The organism is Streptomyces sp. NPDC090045 (genome assembly GCF_044747975.1).
GTDB lineage: Bacteria > Actinomycetota > Actinomycetes > Streptomycetales > Streptomycetaceae > Streptomyces.
On sequence record NZ_JBIVFA010000011.1, the window covers coordinates 105,686 to 122,993 of the forward strand.

Below are 17,308 nucleotides of genomic sequence, written 5' to 3' on the forward strand. Positions count from 1 at the left end.
ACCGCACGTCAGTACACCGCCGCTCCAGCGCCGCAGCGGCACGCAAGAGCACCGCCGCCCCCAGGAGCCGCATCCGCCATGGCCGACACCCCCGCCTACCCCGTAGGACTCCGACTCGCCGGCCGCCGCGTCGTCGTCATCGGCGGCGGCCAGGTCGCCCAGCGCCGCCTTCCCGCCCTCATCGCGTCCGGCGCCGACGTCCTGCTCGTCTCGCCCTCCGCCACCCCCTCCGTGGACGCCATGGCCGAGACCGGCGAGATCCGCTGGGAGCGCCGCCGGTACGAGGACGGCGACCTGGCCGGCGCCTGGTACGCCCTCATCGCCACCCGGGACCGCGAGGCCAACGACCGTGCCTCCGCCGAGGCCGAGCGCGAGCGGGTCTGGTGCGTCCGGGCCGACGACGCCGGGGCCGCCACCGCCTGGACCCCGGCCACCGGCCGCGTGGAGGGCGTCACCGTCGCCGTGCTGAGCGGCAACGACCCGCGCCGCTCCGCCGCCGTCCGGGACGCGGTCGTCGAGGGGCTGCGCGACGGCACCCTCACGGCCGCCCGCCCCCGCACCCCCGGCGTCTCCCTCGTCGGCGGCGGGCCCGGCGACCCGGACCTCATCACCGTGCGCGGCCGCCGCCTCCTCGCCGAGGCCGACGTCGTCATCGCCGACCGCCTCGGCCCCCGGGACCTGCTCGACGAGCTTCCGCCGCACGTCGAGGTCATCGACGCCGCGAAGATCCCGTACGGCCGTTTCATGGCCCAGGAGGCCATCAACAACGCGCTGATCGAGCACGCCAAGGCCGGCAAGGCCGTGGTGCGGCTCAAGGGCGGGGACCCGTACGTCTTCGGCCGCGGCATGGAGGAGCTCCAGGCGCTCGCGGAGGAGGGGATCCCGTGCACCGTCGTGCCCGGCATCTCCAGCTCCATCTCGGTGCCCGGCGCCGTCGGTATCCCCGTCACCCACCGCGGTGTGGCCCACGAGTTCACCGTGGTCAGCGGGCACGTCGGGCCCGAAGACCCCCGCTCCCTCGTGGACTGGGCCGCCCTCGCCAAGCTCACCGGCACCCTGGTGATCCTGATGGGCGTCGACAAGATCGGCCTGATCGCCGAGGCGCTCGTACGGCACGGGCGCGCGGCCGACACCCCGGTCGCGGTCGTCCAGGAGGGCACCACCGCCACCCAGCGCCGGGTGGACGCCACCCTCGCCACGGTCGGCGAGCGGGTCCGGGCGGAGGAGGTCCGTCCGCCGGCCGTCATCGTCATCGGCGAGGTCGTCCGCGTCAACGCCCCCATCACCAGCGCCTGACAGGCCGTTGGCACCGCACCCAGGACAAGGCAGTATCACCCTGTGGCTGATCTCATCACCGTCGAGGACCCCGACGACCCGCGCCTGCGCGACTACACGGGCCTGACCGACGTCGAACTGCGGCGCAGGCGCGAGCCCGCCGAAGGGCTCTTCATCGCCGAGGGCGAGAAGGTCATCAGACGCGCCAAGGACGCCGGCTACGAGATGCGCTCGATGCTGCTCTCGGCCAAGTGGGTCGACGTCATGCGCGACGTCATCGACGAACTCCCGGCTCCGGTCTACGCCGTCACCCCCGAGCTCGCCGAACGCGTCACCGGCTACCACGTGCACCGCGGCGCCCTCGCCTCCATGCAGCGCAAGCCGCTGCCCACGGCCGAGGAACTCCTCGCCACCACCCGCCGCGTGGTCGTCATGGAAGCGGTCAACGACCACACCAACATCGGGGCCATCTTCCGCAGCGCCGCCGCCCTCGGCATGGACGCGGTGCTGCTGTCGCCCGACTGCGCGGACCCGCTCTACCGCCGCTCGGTGAAGGTCTCCATGGGCGCGGTGTTCTCCGTCCCCTACGCCCGCCTGGAAGCCTGGCCCAAGAGCCTGGACTCGGTGCGGGAGGCGGGCTTCAAGCTGCTCGCCCTCACCCCGCACGAGAAGGCCTCACCGATCGACGTGGCCGCCCCGCAGTCCCTGGAGCGGGTCGCGCTGATGCTGGGTGCCGAGGGGGACGGCCTGTCCACGCCGGCGCTGGTCGCCGCCGACGAATGGGTACGGATCCCGATGGCGCACGGCGTGGACTCGCTGAACGTCGGCGCGGCCGCCGCCGTCGCCTTCTACGCGGTGGCCCAGGGCCGCTAGGCCGGACGGCGCAGGGCGGGCTAGAGCTTCTGGGCCGCGGCGATGCCCAGCGCCACGATCAGCGTCACCAGGACGAACACGATCAGCCGCTGCCGCATCAGCCGCGGGTCCGGCCGCGAGGGTCGCCGTCCGGTGCCCGTCGTCCTGGGCGCCGGGCGGCCGCCCGTACGGCCGGCGGTCGGCCGGGAGGACGGACCGCCGGGGGTGCGCGGGTTGCGGGAGGACGAGGGCCGCGAGTGCGGCCCGCCCGGGGATCCGCCCGGGGCCCGGGGCGTGGTGGAGCCGCCGGTACGACGCTCCGCGCGCTGCTCGACGTAGTCCTCGGGGAGCCGTCCCGTCGGCCGCTCGGTCCGGGCCCGCTGGGCCGGCGGGCGGGACTCCGACAGCCCCTGTGCCTCGCGGGCCGCGATCTCCTTGAGCCGCATCGACAGCTGGAGCGTGCTGGGCCGCTCCTCGGGGTCCTTGGCCAGGCAGGCCCGTACGAGGGGCGCCAGCGCGTCCGGGACCCCCTGCAGGTGCGGCTCCTCGTGCACCACGCGGTAGAGCATGACCTCGGAACTGCCGTGCCCGAAGGGCGAGTCGGCGGTCGCCGCGTAGGCGAGGGTGGCGCCGAGGGCGAAGACGTCCGTGGCAGGGGTGACGGCCGCGCCGCGCACCTGCTCGGGTGCGAGGAAGCCGGGGGAGCCGACGGCGGTACCCACATGGGTGAGCGTGCTCGCCCCGGTGGCCCAGGCGATCCCGAAGTCGATGATCCGCGGGCCCTTGGGGGAGAGCAGGATGTTCGAGGGCTTGAGGTCCCGGTGGACGACCCCCGCCTCGTGCACGGCGACCAGCCCCTCGGAGAGGGCGGCGCCGACGGCGGCGATCTGCGCGGCCGTCAGGGGGCCCTCCTCGGCCACCTTGTCGTGCAGCGAGGGCCCGGGCACGTACTGGGTGGCGAACCACGGCCGCTCGGCCTCCAGGTCCGCCGCCACGAGCCGTGCGGTGCATCCGCCCCGGATCCGCCGGGCGGCGGACACCTCGCGGGCGAACCGCGAGCGGAACTCCTGGTCCTCGGCCAGGTCCGGCCGGATGACCTTGAGCGCGACGCGCTGCCCGCGCCGGTCCGACCCCAGGTAGACCACGCCCATGCCGCCCGCACCGAGCCGCCGGTGCAGTCTGAACGAGCCGACGACACGCGGGTCCTCGCGCCGGAGCCGCATCATCGCCATGTCCACCCCGCTGACCGGTCGTCCTGTTGACGTGCCCAGCTTACGGACCATCCGGCATGCGTGCTCAGAGGCCGCGCCCTCGCCGTGGGATTCGATTGTCAGTGCGGCACAGCACACTTGAGGGAGCCTCAGGGATGCCGGACGGCAGCGCGGCGCGGGCCCTCCGCGCGCCCAAGCACCCCTTGGGTCAAGGGGATTGAGGCCGCGGGGCGGGTCCGGGGCCTCTCCGGTGCAGCCGTACGCCGCCCACGCGCGAGTGGATCTTGTCGAGGGGTGGCGGGCGGACACGCATCAACAGGGAGTGACGGAAGTGAGAGAAGTCACTACCCTCCGGTCATCCCCTCCGGGAAGACCCCGACACCGGGGGAGAGGCCTCCACCCAGGGGAGTACACGGAGGAGGTCCCGTCATCCTCCTGGAGGCCCGGCAATGGGTACGAAGGCATGAGGCCAGGGGCCGTCCGCCCGCCTAGTGTTGAAGACAAGCGGCGGGTGGCGCACTCGTCCCCCGAGGTCACAAGCCCGCCGCTGCCAAACGACAGGGAGAGGGCCATGGCGGACATCGCACGGCAGGGACGCAAGGCATTCGCGTTCAACGGCCACGAGTCCGGCACCCGCCACCCACTGGTGGCCGCGGCCATGGTGCTCCCCCTGGCCGCCCTGCTGCTCTTCCTCTTCGGAGGCTTCGATCAGCTGGTGGCACAGGCGTCGTCCGTGGGTCTGATGCCGGGGCGCTGAGCGGCGCCCCGGGCCCGGAAGAGCGGTCCGGGCCGGGACATCGGCTGTCGAACCCCGTGGGGACGGGGGAGCGACGGACGGACGGCAGGTGAAGGGTGCTGCCCGTACGACTGGGGAGTCGGACGGGCAGCACCCTTTTTCATGCCCCGTGCACGGCGAACGCGAAAGCCCCGGCCGAAGAGACGGCCGGGGCTTTCGATCGGTGCGCGATACTGGGATTGAACCAGTGACCTCTTCCGTGTCAGGGAAGCGCTCTCCCGCTGAGCTAATCGCGCGGGAACCACGGCTCGGAAGCCGCAGGTCAGGCAAGTGATGCCAGGTGCTGCGTGCGCGATACTGGGATTGAACCAGTGACCTCTTCCGTGTCAGGGAAGCGCTCTCCCGCTGAGCTAATCGCGCGGGGATCCTTGCGGATCAGTGGACGATACTGGGATTGAACCAGTGACCTCTTCCGTGTCAGGGAAGCGCTCTCCCGCTGAGCTAATCGTCCTTGGAGGTGGAGACGGGATTTGAACCCGTGTAGACGGCTTTGCAGGCCGTTGCCTCGCCTCTCGGCCACTCCACCATGGAGCTGCAGGGGTTCTCGGGAAGATCCCCCACTTCGAGCGGACGACGAGACTCGAACTCGCGACATCCACCTTGGCAAGGTGGTGCTCTACCAACTGAGCTACGTCCGCAGGTCACCGTGTTCACTCCGGGGTTTTCCCCCTTCGCTCCCTGGCGACGAGTTGAACTCTAGCGGATTCCCGGGCCAGCTCAAAAACGCGTTTCCGCAGCGTGCTGCCACCCGATCACCACAGGTCACCTCCTCGTCACCCCACCGGCGCCGCGTCGTCACCGGTCATAGACTCGCAGCCGTGCACGACCTGCCCCCCATGGCCCGCTTCGGCGGCCTCCTCGCGACCGACCTCCGGGACGTCACCAGTGATCCCGCCGCCCTCGACTCCACCGGCTTCTGGGCGGTGGCCGCCGGCTTCGAAGGGCGGCTGGTCTGCGCGCGCTTCGGTGACGTGCGCCCCGACCCCGTCCCGGCGCCGGTCCCCGGCGCCTGGCGCGGGCCCGACGCCGACGAGTGGACCTCCTCGCTCGACCGGGCCGCGTACGTCGCCGGCGTGCGCCGCATCCGGGAGCACATCGCCGCAGGTGAGGTCTATCAGGCCAATCTCTGCCGGGTGATGTCCGCGCCGCTGCCTCACCCGGACCGCGCCGACGTCGACGCGCTCACGGCGCTCCTCGCCCGCGGCAACCCCGCACCCTTTGCAGGAACGATTCGGCTGGCCGCCCACGGCGTGGAGATCGCCACCGCCTCCCCGGAGCTCTTCCTGCGCCGGACGGGCCGCCACATCGAGTCCGGCCCCATCAAGGGCACCGGCCGCACCGCCGCCGACCTGCTCCCCAAGGACCACGCCGAGAACGTGATGATCGTGGACCTCGTACGCAACGACCTCGGCCGGGTCTGCGCGACGGGCTCCGTCACCGTCCCCGAGCTGTGCGCCGTCGAGGAGCACCCGGGCCTGGTCCACCTCGTCTCCACCGTCAGCGGCGAACTCGCCGACGGCGCCGGCTGGCCCGAGCTGCTCGCCGCCGCCTTCCCGCCCGGTTCCGTCACCGGCGCCCCCAAGTCCTCCGCCCTGCGCATCATCGAGGCGCTGGAGACCGCCCCGCGCGGTCCCTACTGCGGAGGCATCGGCTGGGTCGACGCCGACCGGGGCACCGCCGAGCTCGCCGTCGGCATCCGTACCTTCTGGATCGACCGCGAGACGCCCGGCGGTCCCAGCCTGCTCTTCGGCACCGGCGCCGGCATCACCTGGGGCTCGGACCCCGACCGGGAGTGGGCGGAGACCGAGCTGAAGGCCGCCCGCCTGCTGCGGGTGGCGTCGGGCCTCGAAACCACCGGTGGCCAGGGCACCAACGGGACGATCGGAAGGACCGCAGGATGAGAATCTGGCTCGACGGAGCGCTGAAGGACGTCGGCAGCGCGCACGTGTCCGTCCTCGACCACGGACTCACCGTGGGAGACGGCGTCTTCGAGACGCTGAAGGCGGAGCACGGCCGGGCCTTCGCCCTCACCCGTCACCTGGAGCGGCTGACCCGCTCCGCCCGGGGACTCGGCCTGCCCGACCCCGACCCCGACGAGGTGCGCCGGGCCTGCGCCGCCGTGCTGGAGGCCAACCCGATGGAGCACGGCAGGCTGCGCGTCACCTACACCGGCGGAGTCTCCCCGCTCGGCTCCGACCGCGGGGACGCCGGCACCACCCTGATCGCCGCCGCCGCGCCGTCCGACCGCCGCCCGGACACCACCGCCGTCGTCACCGTCCCCTGGGTGCGCAACGAGCGCTCCGCCGTGGCCGGCCTGAAGACCACCTCGTACGCCGAGAACGTGGTCGCGCTCGCCGCCGCGCACCGGGCCGGGGCCTCCGAGGCGCTGCTCGCCAACACCCTCGGCCGGCTCTGCGAGGGCACCGGCTCCAACGTCTTCGTCGTCCTCGACGGGGAACTGCACACCCCGCCCCTGAGCTCCGGCTGCCTGGCGGGCATCACCCGGGCCCTCATCGTCGACTGGGCCGGCGCCAAGGAGACCGACCTGCCCTTCGAGGCGCTGGAACACGCCGAGGAGGTCTTCGTGACCTCCTCCCTGCGCGACGCCCAGGCGGTCGTACGGATCGACGACCGCGAGCTGGGCACGGGCCCCGGGCCCGTCACGGCCGAGGTGATGCGGATCTTCGAGGTGAAGGCCGCTTCGGACATCGATCCGTGAACCCTGGTGACGCGGGGCCGCGGGGCAGGTAGAACTCGAAGTGATGACCACCACCCTGCGGCCCGCACAGCCGCTCCAGCAGAACAGTGACGGAACCCGCTCGCGGACCTACGAGGTGCGGGTCAACAGCCGGCACGTCGGCGCCCTCGAACTGGCCACCCGGTCCGCCGCCGAGCCCCGGACCGGCGTGATCCGGGACCTGTGGATCGACGAACAGGACCGCCGGCGCGGGCGCGGCACGGTCGCCGCGCTCGCCGCCGAGGAGGTGCTGCGCTCCTGGCGCTGCACCGGCGTCGCCGTGTCGGTGCCCGCCGACGCCGGGCCGGCGCTGCGGATGGCCACGGCCCTCGGCTACCGGGAGACCGGCCGGGTCATGGTCAAGGAGCTGCCGGCCGAACCGCCCGCGCTCCCGGCGGGCAGCGCGGGCCGCCCCATGACCCCGGCGGAGTTCGACGCCTGGCTGGAGGTGGCGATCGTGGAGTACGCCCCCCGCCTCGTCGCCCCGGGCATGTCCGCGGAACAGGGCGTGGCCGCGTCCCGCGCCGATCACGCCCGGATGCTGCCGGCCGGGCGCGAGACCCCCGGCACCGCCTTCCACGTCGTGGAGAGCCCGCAGGGCGCGATCCTGGGCAGCGTGTGGGTGGGGGAGCGCGAGCTGCCCGGCCTCGGCTCCGTCCCGTACGTGTACGACGTCCGGGTCGAGCCCGGACACCGCGGCCAGGGGCACGGCCGGACCCTCATGCTGCTGGCCGAACACAGCGCACTGGCCGCGGGCGCCCGCCACCTGGGGCTGTACGTGGTCGAGGGCAACACCCCGGCCCGGCGGCTCTACGAGTCGCTCGGGTACCGGGACACCGCCGTGAACGCCGTCAAGGAGCTGATCTAGGACCTCAGGAGCCGAGCAGGCGGTCGGCGATCTCCTCGATGCGGGCGCGCAGGCCGTCCTGGCTCTTGCCGCCGTCGAGGCGCTCGCCGTCGATCACGTAGGTCGGGGTGCCGGTCACGCCGATCGCCTTGCCCTCGGCCTGGTCCGCGTCGACGATCAGGATGTGCCGCCCGTCGATCAGGGCGGTGTCGAACTCCTCGGCGTCCAGACCCAGTTCGCGCGCCACGTCCAGCAGCACCGGCTCGCCGCGCTCGGCCAGCTCGGCGGTGCGCGCCAGGACGGCCTCCGCGTAGGGCCAGCCCTGCCCCTGCTCGGCGGCCTCCTCGGCGGCCTGCGCCGCGGCGAAGGAGTGCTTGTGCTTCTCCAGGGGGAAGTGGCGCAGCCGGATGTCCAGCCGGTCGCCGTAGCGGGCCCGCAGGGCGCGTACGTCGTCCAGGGCGCGGTGGCAGTCCGAGCACTGGAGCTCGCACCAGACGTCGAGGATCACGGAATCGGTCATACGGACAGTCTCCCAGCCCCCGCCGGGCCCGCCGACCGGGACCCAGGGAGGAGGTACGACCCGGAGATGTCCCGGAGATCCGTCCGGGGAAGGCTGCGGACCTGGCCCCCGCGGCGACGGGCGGTGCAGGATGGATACGGACAGATCGCCTTGCCGCCGACAGCCCGGAGGACCGCATGCTCGCCGAGACCATTTGCTCCGCGGTGTCCGCGGCGGGCCTGGGCATCGCCGCGGTGACCGCCTACCGCAAGCGCTTCCTGGCCGCCGCGCGGATCACCGCGTACGCGCTGGTGCCCATCGGCCTGGTCCTGACCGGCGTCGTGGAGTGGGTGTCCGGGATGGTCTTCAAGCCGTCCGTCTGGGCCGGCTTCGGGCTGCTGGCGCTGGCCTGGCTGCTCCTCGCCACCACCCGGGGCGTCGAGCGCCGCCGCCTCGGCGCGTCCGGGGAGCCCGCGAAGAAGAAGGTCAAGCGGGGCCGGGCCCCGGAGGCCGTGGCCCCGGCCGCCTCCGCGCCGTCCCTCGGCGCCGCCGGAGCCGGGGCGCAGCGCGAGCCCGCGCCGGGCCGCAAGCCGGCGGCCGCGGCTCCCGCCGACGACTTCTCCGACATCGAGGCCATCCTCAAGAAGCACGGCATCTGACTCCGGGCCCGACCGGAGGACGCCCCCGGAAGGGGCCCTGGGGCGCACGGTCCACGAGATCGGGCGAACTGCCGCACGGTTGTTGGCGTGTTGAGGGGTGGACGGCGGCCCGCTGCGTCATCATCGCCCCGACATGCTCGAGACATCGCAGAGTGAGCCCTCGGTGCCCGTGCCGGTACCCGCCCCCGTCGTGGAGGAGCCGCGAGGCTGCCTCTTCGCGCTCTCCCAGCCGCCCCTGATGATCTTCCTAGCCGTGATCGGCATCCTGCTGCTGCTCGCCGCCGTGCACGACCTCTTCATGCTCTGACAGCCCCGCGTCGGCCTCCTTGCGCCGGGCCCGGTACGCCGCCACGTGCAGCCGGTTCCCGCAGGTCCGGCTGTCGCAGTAGCGCCGGGAGCGGTTGCGGGACAGGTCCACGAAGGCGCGCCGGCAGTCCGGAGCCTCGCAGCGGCGCAGCCGTTCCTGTTCGCCGGAGACCACGATGAAGGCCAGGGCCATGCCGCCGTCGGCCGCCAGGTGGTCGTCCACCGACGCGCCCGGCGCGAAGTAGTGCACGTGCCAGTCGTAGCCGTCGTGGTCGGTCAGCTGCGGGGTGGTGCCCGCGGTGTCCACGAGCTCGTTGATCAACGCGGCGGCCGCGCGGGGGTTGGGTGCCGCGAAGACCTGGGCGAATTTGGCGCGCACGGTCCGGACGCCGGCCAGGTCGCGGGCGCCGAGCTCGCCGACGTCACTGATCGCGTACTCCTGGACGAAGCCGCGCAGCGAGCCGACGTCCGAGAGTCCGTCGGGCTGGTCCGCCTCGGCCGCGGTGTTCACCAGCGCGACGACGACGTCGAGCGCGCGACGGGTGTCGTGGGGGATCTGCACGGGGTCTCCCTAGGGGCCGGGCCTGCGGCGACGGGAGGCGCCGCCGCTGCCGCCCGACAATAGCGGGTCCCGTCAAAGCACACCGGCGCCGTCCTCGCGGGTGGATCCCGCGGGGACAGCGCCGGCAGCCGTATGTGGTTGTCCGTCCCGCACCGTCGCCCCGAGTCGGACGGTGTCGAGCGGCTGTAGGCCTGGCTCAGCTTTCGGCCAGGATGTGGGAGAGCTCCTTGTCGAGGTCGAAGTGCCGGTGCTCGGTCCCGGGTGGAACCGCGGCGTCCGTCCGCTTGAGGAACGACTCGAGTGCTCGGGCGGGTGCTTCGAGCAGTGCTTCTCCCTCCGGTGAGCTCAGGGCGATGCAGACGACGCCCTGACCGTGGCTGCGGGACGGCCAGACGCGGACGTCGCCGGTACCGGTGGGCCGGTGGAGACCCTCCGCGAGGAGGTCGCGGGCGAATACCCATTCGACCGTCTCCTCGGCGCCGGTGTGGAAGGTGGCGTGCACGGCGTAGGGGTCGGCCGTGTCATACCGCAGGCCCGCGGGAACAGGCAGTGAGGACTCGCTCGACACAACGAGGCGCAGGTGCAGCTCGCAGCTGACCGTGGTGTTCATAAGCGCCAGGGCCTTTCGCTCAGTGTGCGCTCGGGGATTCGCACGTCGGCGAAATCGACATGCCACCTACGGTGCCGTTGTAAACCCCTCTGACCGTTTTGCGGACCTCTGGGTCCCTCGGACGGCGGATCCAAACCGTCATTCACGTGTGCTTCCGGCTCGGGTAGATTCGACCCCATGAATACGGGGAGTGACCGCGGAACCGACGAGTCCGCCGCCGAGGAATCCGCCGTGCGCGCCACGGGGGCCACCGAGGGCGCAGCAGCCGCCGAGGCCGTGAAGGCCGGGGAAGCCGTGGAGGCCGGGGAAGCCGCGGCCGAGGCGCCGCACGTCTCGAAGGCGCCCGCCTTCGTCAAGGCCCGCAGGAGCCTGCACCTCAGCTGGCAGGTCGGCGTCTTCGTCGTCGGCCTCGCCGTGATCGCCGCCGGTGTGGCCATGCTGGTCCTGCCCGGCCCCGGCTGGGTCGCGATCTTCGCGGGCCTGGCGATCTGGGCCACCGAGTTCGCCTGGGCCCACCTCGTGCTGCGCTGGACCAAGCGCAAGGTCACCGAGGCGGCACAGAAGGCGCTCGACCCGAAGGTCCGCCGCCGCAACATCATCCTGACCAGCGTGGGCCTCGTCATCGCGGGCGCACTGATCGGCTTCTACCTGTGGAAGTACGGGCTCGTCCTGCCCTGGAACCTCAAGGACCAGTGATGGTCGGGGAGCACCGCTGACATGCGGTAATGTTTGCGGTGCGTCCGGGCGATTAGCTCAGTGGGAGAGCACTTCGTTCACACCGAAGGGGTCACTGGTTCGAACCCAGTATCGCCCACCCGGACCAGAGGCCCGGAGACTTTCACAGTCTCCGGGCCTCTGGCGTTACCGCAGCCGTCCGAGCGCGTCCCGCAGCCGGCGGGCGTCGCGCAGCCGCTTCTCGTACGTCGCCCCCACCGCCAGCAGCAGCAGGCCCGCCAGGGCCGGCGGCACCCAGCGCGGCAGCGCCCCCGCGACCTGCACCACGTACGGGGCCAGCTCGTGCACCGCCACCACAGCCAGCACCGCACCGCCCAGCAGCAGCGGGGCCTGCAGCCGCCGCTGGGCGCCGATCAGGGTCAGGGCCAGCGCGGCCAGCCCCAGCAGCAGCGGCCTCACCCAGTTCCGGTCCTCCAGGGCCACCAGCAGGCTCGGCAGGAGGGTCGCCGCCAGCCCCGGGCCGTACGCCGTCCAGGACGAGGCCTGCGGGTCCCTGCGGCGCCGGATGAAGCCCACCACGAGGGCCGGCACCGTCACCGGCAGCGTGTAGGCCTCGGGCATCGTGACCCCGGCGTCGGCCAGCCGGACCCAGGTGGCCGCCGCGAAGAGCGCCCCCGCCGCCCAGCCCACCGCGCGCCGCTCCGGGCGCACCGCGGCCCCCGCACAGACCACCCCGGCCAGGGCCAGGACCAGCGCCAGCGTCCCGGCCCGCCCGGCCGACAGGGCCACCGCGAGGGCGCCGGCCACGGCCGCCGCGATCTCCACGGGCATCCGCACGCCGCCCAGCCGCGGCCCGGAAGCCGCCGCCAGCGCCGGGACCGCGAGCACCGGCAGCGACCACCACACCACCGCCAGGTCCGTCACCGCGGCCGCCGCCACCAGCAGCGCCGTGGCGTACCCGACGGCGCACACCGCCGCCGCGGAGCGGACCCGGAGCGGAGCGCGCCCGTAGGCCGCTCCCGCCGCGCAGGCCGCGCCCAGCAGCCCCCACACCGCGAAGGTCGCCACCCGGCCGTCCAGCGCGCCCACGGACACGTTCGCGGCCCCGGTCAGCGCGCACACGGCCGCCGCGATCCCGGCGCCGCGCGCGGGGGAGCGCAGGGCGAACACCCCGGCCGCGCCCGTGACCGCCAGCTGCGCGGCGAACACCGCCGCCGCCGGGAACCCGAGCACCGGAGCGGTGAACAGCCCCGCCCAGGCCAGGACCACCGCCACCACCCCGGGCTCCGGCCGCGCCAGCACCCGCGACAGCCACCAGCCCGCCCCCGCCGCCGTCAGCAGGATCAGCACGCCCGCCGCACCCGGCGCGTACGGAGTCGCGGGCGCAGCGCTCGCCGCCCACACCTCCTCCAGCACCCGCAGCCGGCCGAGCAGCGTCGGAACCACCGCTGCGCCGGCCGACAGCGCCACCAGGGCGGTCACCGCCACCCCCGCCCGCGCCAGGCCGCGTCGTACTGCCGCCGGGAGCGCGGAGACGCGTACCGCCGCCAGCAGCGGCAGTGCCACCAGCAGGTGCGCCAGCGCCACCCACGCACCGTCCCGGACCGAATCCGTCAGAGCCGGCCGGACCAGACCGCCCAGCGCCAGCACCGCCGCCAGGCCGGCCACCAGAGCGGCGACCCAGGCGCGCGGCTCCCGCCAGGCCGCCGCCGTGCCCAGGGCCGCGCCCGCCAGCAGCAGCGCCGCCGGAGCGAGCGCCTGCGTCACCGAGCCCGCCGACCAGGACTCGGCCACCCCGAGCAGCAGCGCCACCGCCGCGAGCACGGCCGCCGGGGCCGCCGCCGCCCGCACCCGCAGGGCGAGCGCCGCGTCCAGAACCGCCGTCGCCAGCAGCGCCCAGCCCAGCTCCAGCGGGCCCCCCTGCGCGGCCAGCGCCGCCAGCGGCAGCGGGAACTGCGCCGCCAGCACCGCCGCCGGCAGCGGGAGCCGCAGCTTCCGCAGGGCCGAGCCGTATCCGGCCCACACCGCCGCCAGCACCGCGGCCGCACCCGCCGCGTACCCGGTGCCGTCGGCGTCCGGCATTCCGACCGCGTACAGCGCGTACGCGTCCAGCACCGTCAGCAGCAGCCCCACCGCGGCCACCGACTCCGCGGTCGACCGCAGCCCCCGGCGCAGCAGCGGCACGGGCGCGGCCAGGGCCGCCGCCGTCACCGCGACCAGGACCGCCGAGCGCCCGGCGATCCCCATAGAGCCCCAGCTGACCAGCGTGAACGCGAGCGCGGCCACGGCCAGCAGCACGGCGCCCAGGGCGAGCAACACGTTCTGCGCGCTCGGGGCCGAGGTCTCCTTCGGCGGCCCGGCGGGCACGGCGGACCCCCAGCCGGCGGGGGCGGGGGCGGGTCCGGGCTGCTGGAGGATGTGCCGCAGCCAGTCCCGGCGGGTCAGCAAGTGGAGCCGCCGGGCATCGAGTTGCACCAGCTCACGCTCGATGAGCGCCAGCTCTTCGGCCGGCGGCAGAGGGTTGTTCATACCGGGAGTGTGGCGCCGGTCACGCCGTCAGGACATGGGCGGACGTACTCAGATCCGCTCTGAGTACGCAGCGGGAGGCAAGCGGTTTGAACCAGCCCCGAGGCTTCTGTATTGTTCAGTGCGTTCCCGGGCGATTAGCTCAGCGGGAGAGCACTTCGTTCACACCGAAGGGGTCACTGGTTCGATCCCAGTATCGCCCACCGGGACAGGCCGGTCCGTCGAAAGACGGACCGGCCTTCCGCATGTACGGGGCCGGGTGTCTTCAGGCCGCCTAGGCCGCCGTCGACAGGTCCGGCCGCAGCGGCCAGTGCGGATCGACCGGCTCCGGCGTCCCCTGCCGCGCGAACCACGCCTGCAGGCCCCGCGCCTGCGCCGCGTGCCAGACCGCCTGCAGCGTGTGCAGCTCCGCCGGCGACAGCCGCTCCAGCCGGGCCGCGAACCGGCGCCCCACCGCCCGTACGAGCTCCAGCGAGGCCATCGCGTCCGCCGCCGCGTCGTGCGCGCCCTCCAGCTCGATCCCGTAGTGCGCACACAGGTCCGTCAGCGTCCGCCGCCCCTTGCGGTAGCGGTCCAGGTGCTTGTCCAGCACCCGCGGATCCAGCACCGTCAGCGGCCGGTTGTCCAGGTACCGGGTCAGCGACGAGGCCCGGTGCCGGCGCAACTCCCGGTCCAGCAGCGTCAGATCGAACGGCGCGTTCATCACCACCACCGGCCGGCCGGCCACCTGCTGCTCCCCGAGCGCACGGGCTATCTCCTCCACCACGGGCGCCGGCCAGCGCCCGTGCCGCTGCAGGTGCTCGTCGGTCAGCCCGTGCACTTCCGTCGCCCCCGGCGGCACCGGAACGCCGGGATTGACCAGCCAGCGGGTGGTGCGGACCCGGCCCCCCGCACACTCCTGCACGACGAGCGCGGCGGACACGATCCGGTCCTGCTCGACGTCCACCCCGGTGGTCTCCGTGTCGAATGCGGCCAGCGGGCCCTCGTACCAGCGTGTCATGGCGAACTCCTCGTCCCCGGTCGGCAGATGGGGCGCACCTGGATCACGCCACCTTCGCCCGCATCGGTGATACCCGGGCTGTTTGCCCCGTACGCCGTTTGCGGGGACCCGGGTGCGGAGACAACATCCCTGGGGGGCCGTACACATGACCGGTCGTCACCCCACCCACCACCGACGGCAGAGCCCGGAAGGCATGGGGAGCCGGCCATGGCGCTCGCGCAGCCCGAACCGGGCGGGGTGCTGGCGGGGCAGATCGATCCGCGGACCGGAACACCGGACGACGCGCGGACCGGACCGCTGCGCGGCACACTCGCCACCACCGCCTGCATGGAAACCCTTCAGGTGGGATACCTGCACGCCGTCGCCGCCGCGGCCGGCTGCTCGCTCTCCCAGCCCTTTCCCGACAACGGCATCGACTGGCACGTCAGCCACGGCGCCCCCGAGCACGTCGTCGACGACGAGGTCACCATCAAGGTGCAGTTGAAGGCGACCTACCAGATACCGCCCCGGCCGGCCGGACCCACCTTCGCCTTCACCCTCGACAACGAGCACCTGGTGAAACTGGCCCGCACCCCGGTCGCCGTCCACAAGATCCTCGTCGTGATGCTCGTCCCGCGGGAGCGCGACCAGTGGCTCGCCGCCGGGCACGACCGCCTCGACCTGCGGCACTGCTGCTACTGGACCAATCTCGCCGGACACCCGGTGACCGGCCGCCGCCGGACCACCGTACGGATCCCGACCGCGCGGATCTTCGACGACCGGGCGCTGTGCGAGATCATGACCCGGGTCGGGTCGGGAGGGACACCCTGATGCACTGGCACTCGCCCAACCTGGAACCGCTGCCGTCCCCGGACTACGGCGGGTTCACGGACTCCGCGCACCCGGCCGCCCCCGATCCCGCACAGGTCGATCCGGCCGTGCTCGGCGCGCTGCTGCACCGCCACGGCTGGCTCCGCCGGGGCGGGGCCGCCGGCCGGTACGGGCGCTGGACCCCGCCCGCCGCGCACCCGACGGCCCGCGCCGCCACCAGCCTGCTCGTCCCCGAGAGCCGCACCTTCCCCGACTGCGCCGACCTGCTCGAAGAGGCGATCACGGCCCTCTCGCGCAGCGGCCTGCCCTCCGCGCGGGAGGTGCTCTACGGGCTGAGCGTGCCCAGCGACGAGATCCACTGGGACCGGGAGATCCCGCAGGGCGCGTACGGGCTCCGGGGCGAGGCCGCGTGGACGGTGCAGGAACAGCTGCGCTCGGCCGCCCGCCAGCTCCTCCTCGCCGGGGCCCTGGCCGAACGGGCCCGGGCCGGGTACTACGGGGCCCGGCACCGGGCCAAGGCCGAACGGGCCCTGGACGGGGTCCTGGTGGGCCCGCACCCGGGCGGCCGGCACCTGACCGCGTACGTACCGGTGGACGGCGGCCGGGGCACCGTGACCCGGCTCCACCACGCCCTGCACGCGGCCCGCGAAGCCGTGGACTACCAGCGGGCCACCGGCGGCATGGAGGCCTTCGACGCCGCGGTACGGGCCGGGGTCAGCCGGGAACTCGCCGAGGCACTGATCGCACTGGTCCGGGGCTCGGAGGGGGCCCGGATCGCGCTCGCCTGGGCACCGGCGGCCGGGGTCCCGGCGGGCTGCGCGGCCCGGCCCGAGCCGGTGGAGTTCTCACCGGGCGACCTGCCGGTGCTGCGGGAGGCGGCGGCGCGGTACACCCGGGACGAGCCGGCCGTCCAGGTCCGCATCGCGGGGGCGGTGGTCCGGATGCGGCGCTCGGCCCCGGGGGGCGGGGGCACGGTCCGGCTCCGGGTCCTCGCGGGCGCGGAGGTCCCGTACGTACGCGCCGCGCTGGACGAGGAGGCGTACCGGGTGGCGGGGCACGCGCACCTGGTGGGCCTGCCGATCCGCGTCGGCGGGCGGTTGCAGCGGCGGGGCGGCTTCCGTCGCCTCACGGACGCGACGGATGTGACGCCGGTGCCGCTGGACGAGGTCGAGCGGGACCGGCTGATGAAGTCGCTGGACGAGGCGTTCGATCCTGCGGATGTGCTCGAGGCCGAGGAGTAGCGCGCGCCGCCGCCGCTGGGGCTCCGCCCCAGACCCTCCCCCAGACTCCGTCCGGGGGGACCCCCACGCCTCAAACGCCGGCGGGGCTGAAACGGAAGGCGGCCATCGTCAGGTTCGGGGCGGGGGAGAAGTCGGGGCCTCGGGTGAAGCCCAGGTGTGCGTAGAGGGAGAGCGCGGGGGTGTTGGCGGCGCCCGTGGTGACCGTGACGGGGCGGCCCGCGAAGAGGTCGGTCAGGGCGTGGCGGAGCAGCAGGGAGGCGATGCCCCGGCGGAACCAGGCCGGGGACACGCAGAGACGGTCGATGGAGATGCCACCATCGGCCTCCTCCTCCCAGGCGAGGAAGCCGGCGAGCTCCCCGGCCTCGGGAACGGCGCCGACCCAGTTCAGCTCCTGCGCCCGCATCTCCGCGAGGCTCTCGCCCAGCGCCGGGATGCCGTCGAAGCCGATCAGCTCCGCCTCCACCGCGTACGCCGCCCGCCCGACCCGGTGCACGGCCACGGCAGTGGCGTCGTCGGTCAGGTCCAACAGGCGTATCCGCGGGCTAGGCATGCCGCCCAGGCTATCGGCCCCACCTCGAGGCGTGGCCGCATCATCCAGCCCCGCCGGCGTTTGAGGCGTGGGGGTCCCCCCGGACGGAGTCTGGGGGAGGGTGCGGGGCGGAGCCCCGGGTCTTTGAGCCGCACCCGGGCAGACCCGGTTGC

18 protein-coding genes and 7 tRNA genes are annotated in these 17,308 nt (G+C 74.0%); 13 read left to right on the plus strand and 12 right to left on the minus strand.

Annotated elements, in window-relative coordinates; all coding sequences use genetic code 11:
* The first annotated feature begins 78 nt into the window (after positions 1-78).
* Positions 79-1,296: a uroporphyrinogen-III C-methyltransferase gene (gene cobA / locus ACIPYQ_RS27035; protein ID WP_401255985.1), complete on the plus strand. Its 1,218-nt coding sequence runs from the start codon at positions 79-81 to the stop codon at positions 1,294-1,296.
* 42 nt (positions 1,297-1,338) lie between these two features.
* Complete coding sequence (locus tag ACIPYQ_RS27040; RefSeq protein WP_361765771.1) at positions 1,339-2,148, plus strand: RNA methyltransferase; 810 nt, start codon at positions 1,339-1,341, stop codon at positions 2,146-2,148.
* 20 nt (positions 2,149-2,168) lie between these two features.
* Here ACIPYQ_RS27040 and ACIPYQ_RS27045 read toward each other — a convergent pair whose 3' ends face one another.
* Positions 2,169-3,359: a protein kinase gene (locus ACIPYQ_RS27045; RefSeq protein WP_401256378.1), complete on the minus strand. Its 1,191-nt coding sequence runs from the start codon at positions 3,357-3,359 to the stop codon at positions 2,169-2,171.
* A 550-nt stretch (positions 3,360-3,909) separates the two neighbouring features.
* Here ACIPYQ_RS27045 and ACIPYQ_RS27050 point away from each other — a divergent pair.
* Positions 3,910-4,095: a hypothetical protein gene (locus tag ACIPYQ_RS27050; RefSeq protein WP_327412946.1), complete on the plus strand. Its 186-nt coding sequence runs from the start codon at positions 3,910-3,912 to the stop codon at positions 4,093-4,095.
* Between the two features lie 203 nt (positions 4,096-4,298).
* On the opposite strand, the gene ACIPYQ_RS27055 is transcribed toward ACIPYQ_RS27050, so the two are convergent.
* The 5 genes from ACIPYQ_RS27055 to ACIPYQ_RS27075 all read right to left on the minus strand — a co-directional run bounded on the left by ACIPYQ_RS27055 (position 4,299) and on the right by ACIPYQ_RS27075 (position 4,772).
* Positions 4,299-4,370: transfer RNA gene (locus ACIPYQ_RS27055), tRNA-Val, on the minus strand.
* Positions 4,371-4,422: 52 nt separating this feature from the next.
* A tRNA-Val gene (locus tag ACIPYQ_RS27060) sits at positions 4,423-4,494 on the minus strand.
* Positions 4,495-4,513: 19 nt separating this feature from the next.
* Positions 4,514-4,585: transfer RNA gene (locus ACIPYQ_RS27065), tRNA-Val, on the minus strand.
* 1 nt (position 4,586) lies between these two features.
* A tRNA-Cys gene (locus ACIPYQ_RS27070) sits at positions 4,587-4,660 on the minus strand.
* Positions 4,661-4,699: 39 nt separating this feature from the next.
* Positions 4,700-4,772, minus strand: a tRNA-Gly gene (locus ACIPYQ_RS27075).
* A 180-nt stretch (positions 4,773-4,952) separates the two neighbouring features.
* Here ACIPYQ_RS27075 and ACIPYQ_RS27080 point away from each other — a divergent pair.
* From ACIPYQ_RS27080 to ACIPYQ_RS27090, 3 genes are read left to right on the plus strand one after another with little or no spacing between them, the layout of a single operon-like run.
* Positions 4,953-6,035, plus strand: coding sequence for a chorismate-binding protein (locus tag ACIPYQ_RS27080; protein ID WP_401255989.1), 1,083 nt, complete (start codon positions 4,953-4,955; stop codon positions 6,033-6,035).
* On the plus strand, positions 6,032-6,853 hold the full coding sequence (locus ACIPYQ_RS27085) for an aminotransferase class IV (protein WP_401255992.1): 822 nt from the start codon (positions 6,032-6,034) through the stop codon (positions 6,851-6,853). The genes ACIPYQ_RS27080 and ACIPYQ_RS27085 overlap by 4 nt, the downstream gene beginning before the upstream one ends.
* Before the next feature lie 43 nt (positions 6,854-6,896).
* Entirely contained in the window at positions 6,897-7,739 is an 843-nt protein-coding gene (locus ACIPYQ_RS27090) for a GNAT family N-acetyltransferase (RefSeq protein ID WP_401255995.1), read from the plus strand.
* A 4-nt stretch (positions 7,740-7,743) separates the two neighbouring features.
* Here ACIPYQ_RS27090 and ACIPYQ_RS27095 read toward each other — a convergent pair whose 3' ends face one another.
* Positions 7,744-8,238, minus strand: a complete 495-nt coding sequence (locus ACIPYQ_RS27095; protein WP_361765786.1) for a DsbA family protein — start codon at positions 8,236-8,238, stop codon at positions 7,744-7,746.
* A 176-nt stretch (positions 8,239-8,414) separates the two neighbouring features.
* Here ACIPYQ_RS27095 and ACIPYQ_RS27100 point away from each other — a divergent pair, with 176 nt between their 5' ends.
* Positions 8,415-8,876, plus strand: coding sequence for a hypothetical protein (locus ACIPYQ_RS27100; protein ID WP_401255999.1), 462 nt, complete (start codon positions 8,415-8,417; stop codon positions 8,874-8,876).
* Between the two features lie 133 nt (positions 8,877-9,009).
* Complete coding sequence (locus ACIPYQ_RS27105; protein WP_327412940.1) at positions 9,010-9,183, plus strand: hypothetical protein; 174 nt, start codon at positions 9,010-9,012, stop codon at positions 9,181-9,183.
* Here the strand turns inward: ACIPYQ_RS27105 and ACIPYQ_RS27110 are convergent.
* Together ACIPYQ_RS27110 and ACIPYQ_RS27115 are read right to left on the minus strand one after the other, a co-directional pair.
* Entirely contained in the window at positions 9,124-9,744 is a 621-nt protein-coding gene (locus ACIPYQ_RS27110) for a CGNR zinc finger domain-containing protein (RefSeq protein ID WP_401256002.1), read from the minus strand. The two genes, ACIPYQ_RS27105 and ACIPYQ_RS27110, sit on opposite strands and share 60 nt — an antisense overlap.
* 196 nt (positions 9,745-9,940) lie before the next feature.
* On the minus strand, positions 9,941-10,354 hold the full coding sequence (locus tag ACIPYQ_RS27115) for an SsgA family sporulation/cell division regulator (RefSeq protein WP_030011909.1): 414 nt from the start codon (positions 10,352-10,354) through the stop codon (positions 9,941-9,943).
* Between the two features lie 177 nt (positions 10,355-10,531).
* Here ACIPYQ_RS27115 and ACIPYQ_RS27120 point away from each other — a divergent pair, with 177 nt between their 5' ends.
* Complete coding sequence (locus ACIPYQ_RS27120; RefSeq protein WP_401256005.1) at positions 10,532-11,050, plus strand: TIGR02611 family protein; 519 nt, start codon at positions 10,532-10,534, stop codon at positions 11,048-11,050.
* 46 nt (positions 11,051-11,096) lie between these two features.
* Positions 11,097-11,168 (plus strand) — tRNA-Val (locus ACIPYQ_RS27125).
* A gap of 47 nt (positions 11,169-11,215) precedes the next feature.
* Here the strand turns inward: ACIPYQ_RS27125 and ACIPYQ_RS27130 are convergent.
* Complete coding sequence (locus ACIPYQ_RS27130; protein WP_401256008.1) at positions 11,216-13,558, minus strand: SCO7613 C-terminal domain-containing membrane protein; 2,343 nt, start codon at positions 13,556-13,558, stop codon at positions 11,216-11,218.
* Between the two features lie 128 nt (positions 13,559-13,686).
* On the opposite strand from ACIPYQ_RS27130, the gene ACIPYQ_RS27135 reads away from it, so the two are divergent.
* Positions 13,687-13,758 (plus strand) — tRNA-Val (locus ACIPYQ_RS27135).
* 71 nt (positions 13,759-13,829) lie between these two features.
* Here ACIPYQ_RS27135 and ACIPYQ_RS27140 read toward each other — a convergent pair.
* Positions 13,830-14,555, minus strand: coding sequence for a 3'-5' exonuclease (locus ACIPYQ_RS27140; RefSeq protein WP_361765801.1), 726 nt, complete (start codon positions 14,553-14,555; stop codon positions 13,830-13,832).
* 207 nt (positions 14,556-14,762) lie between these two features.
* On the opposite strand from ACIPYQ_RS27140, the gene ACIPYQ_RS27145 reads away from it, so the two are divergent.
* On the plus strand, positions 14,763-15,365 hold the full coding sequence (locus ACIPYQ_RS27145) for a DUF4365 domain-containing protein (protein WP_361765804.1): 603 nt from the start codon (positions 14,763-14,765) through the stop codon (positions 15,363-15,365).
* The gene (locus ACIPYQ_RS27150) at positions 15,365-16,606 is read left to right on the plus strand and encodes a hypothetical protein (protein WP_361765807.1); all 1,242 of its coding nucleotides are present in this window, start codon (positions 15,365-15,367) and stop codon (positions 16,604-16,606) included. Before ACIPYQ_RS27145 ends, ACIPYQ_RS27150 begins: the two co-directional genes overlap by 1 nt.
* Positions 16,607-16,676: 70 nt before the next feature.
* Here the strand turns inward: ACIPYQ_RS27150 and ACIPYQ_RS27155 are convergent, their stop codons facing one another.
* Complete coding sequence (locus ACIPYQ_RS27155) at positions 16,677-17,156, minus strand: GNAT family N-acetyltransferase (RefSeq protein WP_401256013.1); 480 nt, start codon at positions 17,154-17,156, stop codon at positions 16,677-16,679.
* Positions 17,157-17,308: the final 152 nt, after the last annotated feature.